This is a genomic window from Halorubrum tibetense (assembly GCF_055396225.1).
Map to the genome: position 1 here is coordinate 1,726,247 of NZ_AP043742.1, position 14,920 is coordinate 1,741,166.

Sequence of the window (14,920 nt, forward strand, 5' to 3'; positions counted from 1 at the left end):
AACCCGTAAAACGCTAAGTGACCGGGGGCATAACGGAGGCTACACGTCCCGCACCACACGCCAATGACCACACCGACCCCAACGAAGCGACCGACTGACGCGGCGCATCTCGACGACATCGACCCGCCACGGGAGCTGCTCACCCTCCCGTGGATCGACCCGCACAATCACGCACACACGCTCTCGTGGGCCGACCGTGAGCGGTACGCGCTCGCCGGCTGCCGGTCCATGCTCATGGTCGCGTCCGGCTACCACTGGACCCCGTACAAGCCGGTCGAGGCGGACGACGTCCGGTTCCTCTGGGACGACGCGATCAACCGCCGGGCGGCGATCGAACGTAACCACTTCTTCGAGGCGAAACTGGGGCTCGGCGTCCACACCGGCGTTCGGATCGAGAACCCCGACGAGCTGCTGACGGCGATGGACGCCTACTGCGCGCTCGACGAGGTCGTCGCGGTCGGCGAGACCGGCGTCGTCCCCTCCCAGCACGTCAGCGCGTGGGGCGTCGACGAACAGCAGGCGGTCGTCCAGGCACAGATGGCGCTCGCCCGGGACCACGACCTCCCCGTGATCCTCCACACGCCTAACACGTCGACGGACGCGAAACGACCGTACCGCGACGGTCTCGGCGTGACACCGGGATACGAGAAGAACGCGGGGCTCGGTGCCGACCCCGTCCTCGACGGCGAGAACCCCGCGCTCGACGCGGTGCGGCTCGACGTCGAGGCGATGCGTGACGCCGGCCTCGACGACGACCGCGTCGTCGCCTCCCACGCCGACGCCAACAACACCGCGTACCTGATGGAGGAGACAGACTGCTACCTGAGCTACACGATCGGCCACTCCTGGCTGATCGGCGTCGACGCCGCGGACGTCGCCGACGCCATCGACGAGTACGGCTCCGATCGGATCCTGATCGATACGGACTGCGCGAACGTCCTCCGAACGGATCCTTACGCGGTGAAGCGGGCGATATTCGAGCTGTACCGATACGGGATCGACCCCGAGGATATCCGGAACGTGGTGTTGGAGAACCCGCGTGAGGTGTTCGGGTTCGAAACGGAGTGACGGGGGTCGAAACGGATGGCTCAGGGACGGTCGACGCGCCGTGAGGGCGCTCGGCGCGGCGCGGTGTCCGCGGTCTCAGTCCGCGTCGAACGCGAATCGGGTAGTCAGCTCGCCGACGCCCTCGACGGTGACGGTGACCGTGTCGCCGTCCCCCAGTAGCACCGGCGGTTCCCGGTAGACGCCGACTCCCGGCGGCGTCCCGGTGAACAACAGGTCGCCCGGCGTCAACGTGAACGCCTGACTACAGAACGAGACGAGCTCGTCGATCCCGAAGATCAGGTTCGCAGTCGTGGAGTCCTGAAGCCGCTCCCCGTTCACGTCTGCGGCGATCGACAGGTCATGTGGGTCGTCGATCTCGTCGGTCGTCACCAGCTCCGGGCCGATCGGGGCGAAGCCGTCGAGGCTCTTCCCACGGATCCACTGGCCGTCGCCGTGTTGGAGATCCCGCGCGGAGACGTCGTTGCCGACGGTGAACCCGGCGACGTGGTCCATCGCCTCGTCGGGGTCGACACGGCGCGCCTCCTCGCCGATAACGGCGACGAGCTCCGCCTCGTAATCCACCTTCTCCGTGTACGCCGGGTCCCACGAGACGGTGTCGTCGGGCCCCGTGACGGTCGTCGGGAACTTCGAAAAGAGGACGGGCTCCTCAGGGATCGGGTTGTCGCCCTCCTCGGCGTGGTCCCGGTAGTTGAGCCCGACACAGACGACTTTCTGCGGGTCAGTGACCGGTGCGAGCCGATCGAGCTCGGCGGGGTCGTGAACGCCGACGCCCGTCTCCGTCGCGTGTTCGACCGCGAGCTCGGCTTTCGCCCGCCAGTTCCAGGCGTCGAGCAGATCGGTGGTCGTGTCGGGTATCTCCACGCCGGCGGCCGCGCCGGCCGCGGGGAGTTCGATGACCTCGCCGTCGTCGGTCGTGACGCCGGGCCAGCCGTGCGGTTCATCCGTCAGTCGATATTGTGCGAGTCGCATAGGGAAGCGTGCTGTGTGGGTGCCGCTCGTTACAGGTCGACCCCGGCCTCGTCGAGCAGGCGCTGTCCGGACGCGACGAACCGGTCGAACTCCTCGTGGACCTTCGGGTTCGTCAGCTCGCCGTCGCGCTTGACGACCTCGCCGTCGACGAGCACGGTGTCGATGTGGGAGGGGTCGGACTGGAACACGACCGTCTGGACCGGTGAGTGCGACGGCGCGGTCATGAAGTCGTTGGCGTCGATCATGACGATATCGGCGCGTTTCCCGGGCGTGATCGACCCGATCTCGTCGGCCATGCCGAGCGCCTTCGCGCCCTCGATCGTCGCCATTTCGAGCGTGTCGCGGGCGGTGATCCGCACCTCGTCGACCTCCTCGTCGCCGTCGAGGACTTTCTGGTTGTCGAACATGCGCTGGAGCTGCAGCCCGATCCGCATCTGGCTCCCCATGTCGCCGCTGATGTCCGAACAGACGTCGACACCCCACGTGGGCCGCCCGCCGGCGTCGAGCACCTTCTCCGTGACCGGGATCCCGTGGCCCATCTGCATCTCCACTTCCGGCGTTGAGGAGAAGGAGACGCCCTGCTCGACGGCGTGGTCGATGTCCTCCTGTGTGAAGTGGTTGCCGTGGGCGACGTTGACGTCGGGACCGAGCTCGTCGTGGAGACAGCCGAACCCCTGATACCCCTCGCCGTACACCGACGACGGCCACAGGGCGGCACCCATGTGGATCGTCGAGAGCACGCCGAGCTCGCGTGCGAGCTCCAGGTCGCGCAGGGCGGTCCCGTCGGTACAGAAGTCCGGCCCCCGGAGCCCGAGCGCCAGACTGAGCAGGTCGTCGTCGCGGATGTGCCCCTCGTAGAGCTCACGGATGTTCTCCTCCGGGAGGCCGACGTCGCTCTCGAACCACCACTTCGCCGCGTCATCGCCCGGCGGGCCGTACGTGTACACCGCGCGCAGTCCGGTGTCCTGGAGCGCGTCGACCGCCCGCTCGCCGTGTTCGAGCGTGTTGGGGTACGACCAGTCGAGGGCGGTCGTCGTTCCGGTGTACAGCTTCTCGAACGCGCCGAAGAGGCCGCCGAGGTACATGTCCTCGGGCTGATACAGCCCGGTGATGTTGCCGAGCATGTGTTCGAAGTACTCGCCCATCAGCGACCAGTCCCCGGCGATCCCCCGCACCTGGGTCTGGGCGAGATGGATGTGTGAGTCGACGAACCCGGGAACGACGATCCGGTCGGACGCGTCGATGGTTTCGGCCCCGTCGGACGACAACCCGTGTCCTACGTCGACGATCTCGCCGTCCTCGATCAGCACGTCCGCGTCGTCGAGATCACCGATCTCCGGATCGAGCGAGACGACCGTCCCGTTTTTGATGATCGTTCGTGTCATGTGCAGTTGTACCGTTTGACCAGTAGGATAAAAGTTTACCGTACGGTAAACACAGCGGTCGGCGTGGAGGGGATCGTATTATATGCTGGACACGCCCAGTACGCGTATGAGCAACTCCGGCGAACCGATCTCCACGAAGGACACCGAGGAGGTGATCATGGAGGCGACGTTCCGCGCCCTGAGCAAACACGGGTACGGGGACCTCCGGATGCGCGATATCGGCGAAGAGATGGACCTGACCCGGCAGGTCATCCACTACCACTTCGACGGGAAGTACGACCTGCTCTCCTCGTTTCTCGAGTACGTCATCGACCAGTACGAGGGCAGCGTTGAGGTCGACGCCGACGCCGACCCACGAGCGGAGCTCGACGCCCGGATCGACCAGTGTCTGTTCGGGCCGGAGTTCGAGGAGTTCGGCCACTGGGACCGGATGAAAGTGTATCACGAGCTGTACGTGTACGCCCAGAACGACCCGGAGCACCGCGATATCTTCGACGCCCACTACGACCGGATCCAGGGGAGCATCGTCGAGGTCGTCGAGGAGGGGATCGAGCAGGGGACGTTCGAGCCGGTCGACGCCGAGCGGATGGGGCAGTTCATCACTGACATCATCCACGCGGCTCGCGGCCGCCGGATCGCCCTCGGTCACGAGGATGCGCCCGCGGAGACGCGGCGAGCCATCGACGAGTTCGTCCTCGACTCGCTGTATGCCGACGGGTAGCCGGGTCGACCGGCCCAGGTGAGCCGAGCCGGTTCTGCCGTCAGCGGCTCCGTGTCGGGGACGCACCACGGTCCCACGTTAGGGACGCACCACGGTCCCGCCTCAAGACCCGTCTCACTCTGTTCCGTTGTCGTCGTCCGGCTCGCCGAACACGCCGAGCGCCTCCAGTTCGTCGATCTCGGCGTCCCCGTAGCCGAGCTCGCGGAACACCTCCCGGTTGTGCTCACCGAGTAACGGTGGCGGGAGCTCGAACCCGCTCTCCGCGCCGTCGAACTTCAGCGGGTGTTCGATCACGGGGACCTCGCCTAGCTCTGGGTGTTCGATCTCGGTGACCGTCCCCCGCGCGTCGATCTGCGGGTTGTCGAGCGCCTCCTCGACGTCGTACACCGGGCCGGCGGGGACGCCGGCGTCTTCGGCGATGATCTCGATCCATTCGTCGGTCGTCCGCGCCGCGAGCGTCGACTCGATCTCCGCTTCCAGCGCGTCGGCGTTCTCGACCCGGTCGGCGTTCTCCTCGAAACGGTCGTCGGCCGGGAGGTCCGGCCGATCGAGCGCCTCACACAGCTCGCCCCAGAGCTTCTCGTTGAGGATACAGATGTTGATGAAGCCGTCCTTCGTCTCGAACGTCTGGTACGGGGCGAGCACGGGGTCTTTCGTCCCCATGCGTTTGGTCTCCTCGCCGGCGAACGTCATGCCGGCCTGCTTCGTGAGCCACGGGAGCGTCGCCTCCAACATCCCGAGGTCGATGTACTCGCCCTTCCCCGTCCGTTCGCGGCGGTACAGTGCCGTCGTCGTCCCGAACGCGGCCCACATCGCCGTGATCAGGTCGGTCATCGGCAACCCGACTTTGACGGGTTGGCGGCCCTCCTCGCCGGTGACGCTCATGACCCCGCTCATCCCCTGGATGAGGAGGTCGTACCCGGAGCGCTCGCGCCACGGCCCCGTCTGTCCGAACGCGGAGATAGCGAGGTAGATCAGGTCGTCGTTGTGCTCGGAGAGGGTCTCGTAGTCGACGTCGAGCCGTTCGGCGGTGCCCGGACGGAAGTTCTGGATGAACACGTCCGCCTCCGCGACGAGCTCGTACAGCGCGTCCTTCGCCCGGTCGTTCTTGAGGTCGAGCTCCAGGCTCCGTTTCCCGTAATTCAGCGTCCAGTAGTACGGTGACTCGCCGTTGATGAACGGCGGCCCCGAGTGGCGGACGGCGTCCCCGTATCCGGGTTGTTCGATCTTGAGGACCTCCGCGCCCTGGTTCGCGAGCATCGCCGAGCAGAACCCGCCGGTGACGAACGTCGAGAGGTCGACGACGGTCACACCCTCCAAGATCCGGTCGTGCTCGTTCATCGTGTTCTCTCCACGGCGGCCCTGTTGCTTGCGGTTCGATTCGATCTCGATTCGGTTGCACACGTGCCCGTCTTCCGTCGTCGTCGGATCACGGTCCGAAGCGGGATGGCACGCTCCCCTTCGATTGACCGTACGATTTGCCCGTCTGACCGTTTATCGATACGCATTCGTGAGACTCTGTTTGTTTACCGAATGGTAAAAGTATCGGCAGGCACCTGCTTGACACTGAACATCACGGCATTCGCATCGTCTGCTCGATAGCGACGAGACGACCAACACCGGAACGATGCCGGCTCGGAGGCCATCACCCCGGATACGTTCGGTGGGTGAGTTAATCCGTCACGGCCGCAGTGTCACATATGACGTTTTCAATCTGTGTCCGCACGGAGTCCCCTGATGGAACAGTGTACGGCACCGCGGTCGCAACTGACGCACCCGCTGTCGGTGCGCTGGCGCCTTACACCTCCGTCCACGGGGCAGTGAGTACACAAGCGTTCGTCAACGTAAGACTGGGTCGACGTGGAATCGCACTGCTCGATGACGTGCCGTTAGAACAGGCACTCTCCGGTGTTCTTGAGCGCGACGAACACGCCGCGCTTCGACAGTTACACGGCGTCGGTTCTGATGCGGTCTTCGGACACACCGGTGAGGAGACCGAAGAGTGGTCCGGACACGAAACATATCCCGGGGAGGGGGTAACGGTCGCCGGAAATATGCTCACGGGTCCTGAGACACTCAGAGCAGTCTCCGAGGCGTTCACCGAGGGAGAGGCGACGGACGCAGTTGACGCCGGGACAGTTCCACGGCTGATCGATTCGCTGGCCGCGGGTGTCGAAGCCGGTGGCGACAAACGCGGACACAGCTCCGCGGCGGTCGTCGTGTCTGCACCTCAGACGACTGCGTATCACGACCTTCGTGTCGACCACCACGACGAGCCGGTTGATGAGCTCCGCCGGGTGTATGAAGCGGCCTACGGCGCGAGCGACGGATTCAGCGAGGCGTCAAAAGAACGGATCTTCGACTGATACCGCTCGTCGACGCCGGTCATTCCTCGATGGTCGCGGTTCCCGGTGCGTCGGGATCGTTGCGATGACACGTCGCCCACCCGCCGTCTGCATTCACGACATCCGCGGCGCTCGATCCGGGTACGATGGCAGGAACCCTGTCCGGCTGATCGGTTTCACACGGCGAAACGAACGCCTCCGACACCCGTTCGCTCGCAGCATCATCGTCTCCTGCCGCCGCGAGACGAGCCGCCTCGCGGACGGCTTCGGCCGCGTCGGCCGGCAGCTCATCGATGTCGACCGGCAGCGACTGTTCGATGATGTACGTGGCGATCCGCTCTGCGTCTTCCGTGCCGAGACGAGCGGCAGCAGCGTCTCGGTCTACCTCACCGTCCAACAGCCGGTTCCGGAAGGCGAACGCGGCGCGAAACGCTGGTTGATCTCCGCCCCACTCGGCGGGCGGGATCACCGCGGGACATCGCGTGTGGAACCGACATCCTGTGGGTGGTTCGATCGGTGACGGGACTGTCCCGGTCAACAAGGTCCGATCCGTGCGTGTTTCCGGGTCGATCCGTGGTACTGCGGACAACAACGCCGCAGAGTACGGGTGTGCTGGCTCGGCGAACAGTCGCTTCGTCGGTGCCGTCTCCACGATCTCGCCGAGATACATCACCGCGACGCGGTCGGCGACCTGGCGCACCACTGAAAGGTCATGTGTAATGAACAACAACGCGATATCGAGCTCCTCCTGTAGTTCCCCCAAGAGGTTGAGGATCTGTGCTTGAACGCTCACGTCGAGCGCACTGGTCGGCTCGTCCGCCACGATGAACTCCGGTTCGACAGTGAGCGCTCGTGCGATCGCAACGCGTTGCTGTTGTCCCCCGGAGAACTGGTGTGGATATCGGTCGACGTGGCCGCGTTCCAGCCCGACTCGCTCGAGGAGATCACGCGCTCGTTCTAACCGGTCCGCACCGTCATTGCCGATCCCGTGTACCTCCATCGGGGCAGTGAGAATCGACCCCACGCTCTGACGAGGGTTCAGCGAGGCGAGCGGATCTTGGAAAATCATCTGCATACGGCGACGGTACGGCCGCATCTCACGGTCAGACAGTCCGGCTACGTCGTCACCACCGAACACGATCGACCCGCCAGTGACCTCCTCGAGGTTGAGCAGTGTCCGTCCCAGCGTCGACTTACCACAGCCGGACTCGCCGACGATCGCGAGGGTTTCCCCGCGGTCGACTGTCAAATCGACGCCGTCGACGGCTTTCACATCGGCCGACTCGCCGACGAGTTTGTCGAGCACGCCGTCAGCCTGTGGATAATACTTACGAAGGTCATGGACCTGAACTAGCGGGTCGTCGCCGGATCCGGGGCTCATAGCCGTTCCGCCTCCGTGCCCCGGCGGAGACACGCGACCTCGTGATCCGTCCCGACCGACCGGAACGTCGGTGGATCTTCATAACAGGCGGGTTTCGCCTCCGGGCAGCGTTTCGCGAACTTACAGGCGGGCTGTTCACCGACCCCGTCGGGGACACTTCCCGGAATTGGCTTGAGTGCGGCATCCGGGTCATCGACACGGGGCGTGCTCGCGATCAGCCCCTGTGTATACGGGTGTGATGGGTTCTCGAACAACACCGAAGTCGGTGCACGTTCGACGATCTCTCCAGCATACATCACGTTCACCCAGTCGCACGTCTCCGCTACCACCGCGAGATTGTGCGTAATAAGCAGGATCGTCGTGTCGAACGCGTCTTTCAACGCGCGGAGCTCGTCGAGGATCCCGGCCTGAATCGTGACATCGAGCGCGGTCGTCGGCTCGTCGGCGATCAGGAGATCGGGCTCACACGACAGCGCGATGGCGAGCATCGCACGCTGGCGCATCCCGCCGGAGAACTCATGCGGAAAGTCGTCTGCACGCGTGGCTGCCTCCGGGATCTGGACGGTTTCGAGCATTTCGATCGCACGTCGCCACGCCTCGCTGTCTTCCGCGGCACCGAGGATCTTCCGTTTGATTTCTGCTGACAGCGAGACGGATTCACCGATATCCTGATTCAACCGGACGGTTTCGGCGATCTGTTCGCCGACCGAGAGCGTCGGATTGAGGCTGTGCATCGGGTCCTGAAACACCATCGAGACGGTACCACCACGGAGCTCGTTGAGTCGCTCGTCGTCGGCGTTGACCAGTGACTCATCGTTGAGCCTGACGTCGCCGTCGGTTATCTCTCCGGGGTCATCGACGAGACCCATAACGGAGCGTGCAAGGACGCTTTTTCCGGAGCCAGATTCTCCGACGAGACCCACGATCTCACCGGACGTGAGCGAGAGGTCGACCCCGTCTACGGCAGTGACTGTGCCACGATCGGTATAGAACTGGGTTCTAAGCCCGGACACCTCGAGCAACGGCTGGTCTGCCGGGTCGGTCGAGTGCACCGAGCGGCGCGGTGAACTCATCGATCGCCCACCTCGCCTTCCTTGACATCGAACACGTCACGAAGTCCGTCACCGAACATGTTGAACGCGAGTACTGTTATCATGATCGCGAATCCGGGAAAAATGGAGATCCACCAGGCCTGCGAGAGGAACTGGCGGCCCTCCGAAAGCATCAAGCCCCACGTAGGGGTGGTTGGCGTGACGCCGAGTCCAAGGAACGAGAGCCCTGCTTCGGCGAGGATCGCTAACGGAATCATCAGCGTCACTTGTACGATTATCGGCGCGACCGCGTTCGGAAGGATCTCCCGTGACATGATCCGGGTGTCGTTCATCCCGATCGCACGAGCAGCCATCACGTACTCCTCCTCACGGATCGACAACACTTCGCCACGAACGAGCCGTGCGAAGTCGTCGATGAACGCAACGCCGATAGCGATGATCACGTTCCAGACCCCGAGACCGCCGGCGAACGCGATTATCCCTGCGGCGAGAATGAGTGTGGGAAACGCCCACTGGAAATCGACGTACCGCATCAGGACGCTGTCTACCCAGCCGCCGTAGTAGCCGGCAACCGTACCGATCACGGTCCCGATAGTGAACGCGAACAGCACAGTCGCCGCCGCAACGAGAAGCGACACCCGAGCGCCATACACTATCCGTGAGAGCACGTCGTGTCCGAACGAGTCCGTCCCGAGAAGGTGAAAGAACTCGCCGTCGGTAGTCGTCGAGCTCGTCGCCGGCTCTTGCAGGATCGTGAACGTCGCGTTCGGGTCGTACGGCGCGACGATCGGGGCAAGCAACGCGGTGGCGATGAATCCCACGACGACGACTGCTCCGGTGAGTGCCTTCCGGTCATTACGGAGCCCGGTGGCGAGACGTTCACGGAACGTTCGTCGTGGTGCCACGTGTCCCGTGTCCCGGAACCGTTCCGGTGGCGCAGCTCCGGGGTATTCATCCCGTGTTTCGCCGCCATCGGCCACCGCGTTATCATCCGGGGACCGATTGTCGGTGGCGGTACCGTTGATACTGCCTTCCGACGAGTCCTTCATACGTCACCCCCATAGCGGATCCGTGGATCGATGAACGTGTACAGTACGTCGACGGCGAGGTTGGTGAACACCATGATAGCGGCGACGAGCAGGATGACGGCTTGGGTAACCGGGTAGTTCCGATCGATGATGGAATCGACGAGCATCCGACCGATACCCTGGATACCGAATACGATCTCGACCGTAACCGATCCAACGAGGATCAGCGCGACCTGGATCCCGGCGACCGTCACAACTGGAATCAGCGCGTTCTGCATCGCGTGTTTGTACAGCCGGACTCGGGAGCCGACTCCCTTCGCGCGGGCGGTCGTCATGTACGGCTCGTTCATCGTCTCCAACAGCGACGAACGCATCATACGCATTACGATGGCTGCGTACGGTAGCCCGACGGCGACGCCGGGCAAGATGATCGATCGGAGCCACGGGACGAACCCCTCACGGATCGGAGTGTACCCGAAGATCGGTAGGAGGCCAAGCTGGACCCCGAACACGAGTGCAAGCAGGATGCCGATGAAAAACGCTGGCATGGACAAACCGAGAAACGCCGCTACCGTAGCGATGTAGTCGGCCGGTTCGTGTTTCCGGGTAGCACTCACTATCCCCGTCGGGAGCGCCAGTCCGAGTCCCACGATCACCCCGACGATCGCGATAGAGAACGTCCGCGGAAAGGCTGCGGACAGGAGCGTCGTTATCTCTTGTCCGGTTGTAATGCTCTGTCCGAGATCGCCAACGAGCAGTCCGAGGAACCAGTCCACGTACTGGATATATAACGGCTGGTCGAGTCCGAGCTGTGTTCGGAGTGACTCGACGGCGGACGGCGTCGCTTCCGGACCGAGCATCGCGCGGATCGGCCCGCCCGGGATCGCCCGAAGTCCGAAGAACACCACCGTCGCGACCAGCCACATCACGAAGACGGCGTGGACAACTCGCTTCGCGACGTACCGTTTCATTCCTCGAGCCAGACGTTATGGAAGTTTCGGAGGAACGACGGAATGTGCGTGAATCCGTGGACATCGGATCGGTACCCCGTGACGTCCTCGCTGTGGACGATATACGCGTCTGCGACGTCGCGAATGAGCAGGTCTTCGAGTTCATGGAGGATCGCTGCTCGTTCTTCGAGGTCTGGCGTTGCCCGCTGTTCGCCGAGTAAATCGTGTGCCTCTTGACTCTCGTAGTTGTTCCAGTTCCAGACGCCGTCGACGTCCGAGAGCCGGTAGAAGTTCCACACGGACTCCTCGGGATCGGGCTTCTGAACGCTGCCAGAGACGGTCATGTCGTAGTCGCCGTTGGCGTACCGCTCCCAGTACGTGGAGTCGGTCACCTGGTCCAGTTCGATATCGACACCGATCTCCGACAGCTGATTGACGATCGTCCGTGCGGCTCGGAGATTCTCGCTAGTCTGCATGATCTGGAGCTCTCCGTCGGTCTCCATCATTTCGGTTCCAGAAAGCAGGTCTTCCGCTTCCTCGGGATCGTACGCTTGCGTTTGGTCTTTCTCTTCGTTCGGGCGAGCGACCCACTCGGGCAGCGGCCCGAACACGCCCGTCGCGGGCTCGGCGTAGCCGAAGTAGGCGTTTTGTGCGAGCGCCTCGTTGTTCACTGCCTTCGCGAGGCCGCGCCGGACGTCCGGATCGTCGAACGGCTCGCGTTCGTGATTCATGGCGAATCCGAGCCAGCCGTTACCGAGCACGCCGCTGATTTCGATATCGGGGTTCCCCTCCACCTCGTCGACGTTTTCGAGCGGCACCAGGTTGGCGAAGTCGATATCACCGGCCTGTAACGCGTTCACGATAGTTCCCGGCTCGGGAATCATTTCGATGTCCACACCATCGAGGTACGGAAGCGGATTGCCCTCCTCGTCCGTTTCGTGGTAGTCCTCGTGGGCATCGAGGTAAATGTGCGACCCCACTTCGTGTTCACGGACCTCGAAGGCCCCGGTACCGACCGGCTCTAGGGAGTACTGATCGCGTCCCATCTCCTCAAGCGCCGTCTGATTGATGACTGCCCCGACCCGCCCGGGCCCGCGGGTCAGGTGGGCCAATGTCGCAGCGTTCGGTGACTCGAAATTGAGTGCGACAGTGTACTCGTCGATCACTTCGACACCACCTTCAGACGGTGGTTCGAGATCGGCGAGCCGGGAGGCTTGTGGCGCATCCGTCTCGATGTTGTGTGTGATCGTGTATGCGACGTCTTCGGCGGAGAACTCCTCACCGTTGTGGAACGTGACATCGTCACGGAGCTCGAACTCGTAGCGGAGCCCGTCGTCGGATACTGTCCAGTCGGTCGCGAGGTCACCGACGATCTCGATGTCCTCGTTCAGCGTCACCAGCCCATTGAAAATGTTCGCTGATATCTGGAAGTACTGGCCGACACTGATATGGGCGGGATACAAGTCACCGACCTCGCCGAGAAACCACCCGGCGGTCAGCCGACCGCCTGCGAGAGTGTCTTCGTCGACATCTCCGACAGCCGGTTCCTCGTCACCGTCACCGCCACTCGTACAACCGGCGAGGCTCGTGATCCCAGCGGCACCGAACAGCTTTGCTGCAGTCCGTCTACTTACACGGGGGCCGGATAGGTCCGCCGCGTCGAGTTCTCGTGACATTTGCTCACATGCCACTCATAGGCTTGGCGGCATGAACTTTACACCGAATATTTCCGTCCGGCGATATCACGCCGAGCGCTTCGGAGGCGATCTAGCGTAAACATTGAATTATTTGACTATTTTATTGAATTCTTAGACATTCGCTCGATGGTAACGACCACAGGCGAAACGGATTTGACCAATGAAGGTCTGGCAGTGATATGCGCGAGGTGACGCTACAGATCTATCATAAAGGGGAACCGGAGTGTGAGGTGAGTTCCCAGTTCCCGGAGGTGACGCTTCGCTCCGTCTCCTCGATGACTGGCCGAACCAAAGAGCGGAAGCGGATAATCGAAATCACCGGTCCAGCGACCGATATCGAAGGATTCCTGGGTGCGTTTCGGGAGGCTGACTCGGTGATCGAGGCTGAACCCCTCTCACCGATCGAACGGGACCACGTGTACGTCGCACTCGTGGTTGACGCCGCGTTGTGGGACAGTATCTCGGAACGGCTCTCGGATCTCGGGATCCATCACCGAATGGGGACGACGATCAATTCGGGGATCGAGCGCTGGACGCTATACTTAAACGATGACGAGGATCTCTCCGGAGTGATGCGTTCGCTCGAACGTGGTGGCAACGAAGTAACGCTGGTGCGTAACGTCGCGCTTTCGGATATCACGCGGCCACCGCAGTTGGAGCTTACCGGCTTCCTCGAGGACCTCACGTCCCGTCAACGCGAGACGCTTGCTACTGCCATCGAGCTCGGGTATTACGAACACGGTGGTGGTGTCGGTATCGAGGAGATCAGCGATGCGTTAGCCCTCGGGTCGACCACCGCGTGGGAACATCTCTCCCGAGCGGAGGCGAAAGTGATGGCGGGGATCGCGGACCAGATACACCCGTGATCATCGACTCACCCTGCCGGACGCCGTCGAGACGCTAACCGCTCGCACGACGTTCGTTTCACCCGCCGACGCATGCCAGTGACCCGCATATTTATATGGGCCGGACTCTCACGGATATCCGTTAACAATGGAAACCGGTAACACCGATATGAAAAACAAGAGTAAGTCAACCGAGACGATCGGTACGAGTTCGGAAACCGAATCGCCGGTCGGCCGGCGTCGGTTCCTACAGGCGACGGGGGCTGGTGCGGCAGTCGCGCTCGCCGGGTGTGCCGGCGACGACGACGACGTGGTCAGGCTCGGTGCGACGTACATCTTCTCGGGGTTCGCCTCGCTGTACGGCGACGAGGCCGAGCGCGGCTTCGAACTCGCGGAGGAGGACATAAACGACAACGGCGGGATCAACGGCCAGGAACTCGAGATCATCGCCCGCGACACCGAAGGCAGTGCTGACACGGCGATCCGCCAGATGCGCAGCCTGATCGAGGAAGACGGCGTCGATGGCCTGTTCGGACTCGACTCCAGCGGTGTCGCACAGGCGGTCGCGCCGCAGGCAGCCGAGGAAGGGATCCCGTATATGGTAACGCACGCGGCGACGCCGTTTATCACGTCGCCGGCGGGTGAACACGAGAACTCCGTCGGTAACGACTACATGTTCCGGTGTGCCAACAACCTCGCACAGGACATGTATGGGGCCGCACGGACGGCGGCGGAGCTCGACGCCACGGAGTGGGCGACGATCGGCCCTGACTACGCGTTCGGGTACGAGACGTGGGACTACTTCCAGGACTTCTGTGAGGGGCTCGGCGTCGACGCCGAGTTCACGACCGAGCAGTACCCCGCGCTGGAGACGAGCGACTACACGCCGTTCATCAGCGACATCCTGAGCGCCGAGCCCGACGCCGTGATCACGCCGCTGTGGGGTGCCGACCTCACCACGTTCGTCAGTCAAGCCGAGGAGGCCGGCTGGTTCGACCAGATCGACTACACGCTGTTCAGCGTCGGGATGGGAACGGATCTTCCGGCAGACGGGAACCCGCTTCCGGAGGGGGAGCTGGCCTCGACGCGGTACGACCCGTTCGTGCCTGACACCGCGACCAACAACGAGTTCCGCGACATGTACGTCGAGGAATACGACTCGCTCCCGACGTACAACGCAGAGGGCGCGTACCGCGCCCCGTTCCTGTACAAGGAGGCGATCGAGTCCGCCGGCAGCACGGACGCTGACGACCTCGTTGACGCCTTCGACGGGATGGAACACTCCGGTCCCGTCGGCGACTACCGGCTCGACTCCCGGTCGAACCAGGCGACGGTGCCGGCGATCTGGGGGACCGTGACGTACAACGAGGAGTACGATAGCAACGTTCTCGATCCGGTGAACGTGTACGACGCGGGACCGGACGAGATGGCGGACGCGCTCGCCGACTCCGACCTGCCGACCGGCGTCTGATCGCGGAG

General features: G+C 63.4%; 13 protein-coding genes. 5 read left to right on the forward strand and 8 right to left on the reverse strand.

The features are described 5' to 3' along the window. Nucleotides 1-63 precede the first annotated feature (63 nt). Nucleotides 64-1,068, forward strand: a complete 1,005-nt coding sequence (locus ACZ5TV_RS08745) for a TatD family hydrolase (protein WP_379779292.1) — start codon at nucleotides 64-66, stop codon at nucleotides 1,066-1,068. 75 nt (nucleotides 1,069-1,143) lie between these two features. Here ACZ5TV_RS08745 and ACZ5TV_RS08750 read toward each other — a convergent pair whose 3' ends face one another. Beyond that, a complete protein-coding gene (locus tag ACZ5TV_RS08750) occupies nucleotides 1,144-2,037 on the reverse strand; it encodes a fumarylacetoacetate hydrolase family protein (protein WP_379779290.1) in 894 nt (297 codons plus the stop codon). A 29-nt stretch (nucleotides 2,038-2,066) separates the two neighbouring features. Then, nucleotides 2,067-3,422 carry an amidohydrolase family protein gene (locus ACZ5TV_RS08755; RefSeq protein WP_379779288.1) on the reverse strand — a complete coding sequence of 452 codons (1,356 nt, stop codon included), beginning with the start codon at nucleotides 3,420-3,422 and terminating at the stop codon, nucleotides 2,067-2,069. Nucleotides 3,423-3,528: 106 nt separating this feature from the next. Here ACZ5TV_RS08755 and ACZ5TV_RS08760 point away from each other — a divergent pair, with 106 nt between their 5' ends. Continuing rightward, the gene (locus ACZ5TV_RS08760; RefSeq protein ID WP_379779286.1) at nucleotides 3,529-4,143 is read left to right on the forward strand and encodes a TetR/AcrR family transcriptional regulator; all 615 of its coding nucleotides are present in this window, start codon (nucleotides 3,529-3,531) and stop codon (nucleotides 4,141-4,143) included. Between the two features lie 114 nt (nucleotides 4,144-4,257). Here ACZ5TV_RS08760 and ACZ5TV_RS08765 read toward each other — a convergent pair whose 3' ends face one another. Next, nucleotides 4,258-5,484, reverse strand: a complete 1,227-nt coding sequence (locus tag ACZ5TV_RS08765) for a CaiB/BaiF CoA transferase family protein (RefSeq protein WP_379779298.1) — start codon at nucleotides 5,482-5,484, stop codon at nucleotides 4,258-4,260. Between the two features lie 359 nt (nucleotides 5,485-5,843). On the opposite strand from ACZ5TV_RS08765, the gene ACZ5TV_RS08770 reads away from it, so the two are divergent. Then, nucleotides 5,844-6,509 (forward strand): DUF1028 domain-containing protein, encoded by a 666-nt coding sequence (locus tag ACZ5TV_RS08770; protein WP_379779284.1) that lies wholly within the window; start codon nucleotides 5,844-5,846, stop codon nucleotides 6,507-6,509. A 19-nt stretch (nucleotides 6,510-6,528) separates the two neighbouring features. Here ACZ5TV_RS08770 and ACZ5TV_RS08775 read toward each other — a convergent pair whose 3' ends face one another. From ACZ5TV_RS08775 to ACZ5TV_RS08795, 5 genes are all read right to left on the reverse strand, one after another. Further along, the gene (locus ACZ5TV_RS08775) at nucleotides 6,529-7,869 is read right to left on the reverse strand and encodes an ABC transporter ATP-binding protein (RefSeq protein WP_379779282.1); all 1,341 of its coding nucleotides are present in this window, start codon (nucleotides 7,867-7,869) and stop codon (nucleotides 6,529-6,531) included. Next, nucleotides 7,866-8,942, reverse strand: a complete 1,077-nt coding sequence (locus ACZ5TV_RS08780) for an ABC transporter ATP-binding protein (RefSeq protein ID WP_379779280.1) — start codon at nucleotides 8,940-8,942, stop codon at nucleotides 7,866-7,868. The genes ACZ5TV_RS08775 and ACZ5TV_RS08780 overlap by 4 nt, the downstream gene beginning before the upstream one ends. Beyond that, nucleotides 8,939-9,826, reverse strand: a complete 888-nt coding sequence (locus ACZ5TV_RS08785; protein ID WP_464383708.1) for an ABC transporter permease — start codon at nucleotides 9,824-9,826, stop codon at nucleotides 8,939-8,941. Before ACZ5TV_RS08785 ends, ACZ5TV_RS08780 begins: the two co-directional genes overlap by 4 nt. Before the next feature lie 140 nt (nucleotides 9,827-9,966). Beyond that, a complete protein-coding gene (locus ACZ5TV_RS08790; protein ID WP_379779276.1) occupies nucleotides 9,967-10,920 on the reverse strand; it encodes an ABC transporter permease in 954 nt (317 codons plus the stop codon). Further along, nucleotides 10,917-12,575: an ABC transporter substrate-binding protein gene (locus ACZ5TV_RS08795; protein ID WP_379779274.1), complete on the reverse strand. Its 1,659-nt coding sequence runs from the start codon at nucleotides 12,573-12,575 to the stop codon at nucleotides 10,917-10,919. The genes ACZ5TV_RS08790 and ACZ5TV_RS08795 overlap by 4 nt, the downstream gene beginning before the upstream one ends. Nucleotides 12,576-12,775: 200 nt before the next feature. Between ACZ5TV_RS08795 and ACZ5TV_RS08800 the strand changes: the two genes are divergently transcribed. After that, a complete protein-coding gene (locus ACZ5TV_RS08800; RefSeq protein WP_379779272.1) occupies nucleotides 12,776-13,462 on the forward strand; it encodes a helix-turn-helix domain-containing protein in 687 nt (228 codons plus the stop codon). A 127-nt stretch (nucleotides 13,463-13,589) separates the two neighbouring features. After that, nucleotides 13,590-14,912 (forward strand): ABC transporter substrate-binding protein, encoded by a 1,323-nt coding sequence (locus ACZ5TV_RS08805; protein WP_379779270.1) that lies wholly within the window; start codon nucleotides 13,590-13,592, stop codon nucleotides 14,910-14,912. Nucleotides 14,913-14,920: the final 8 nt, after the last annotated feature.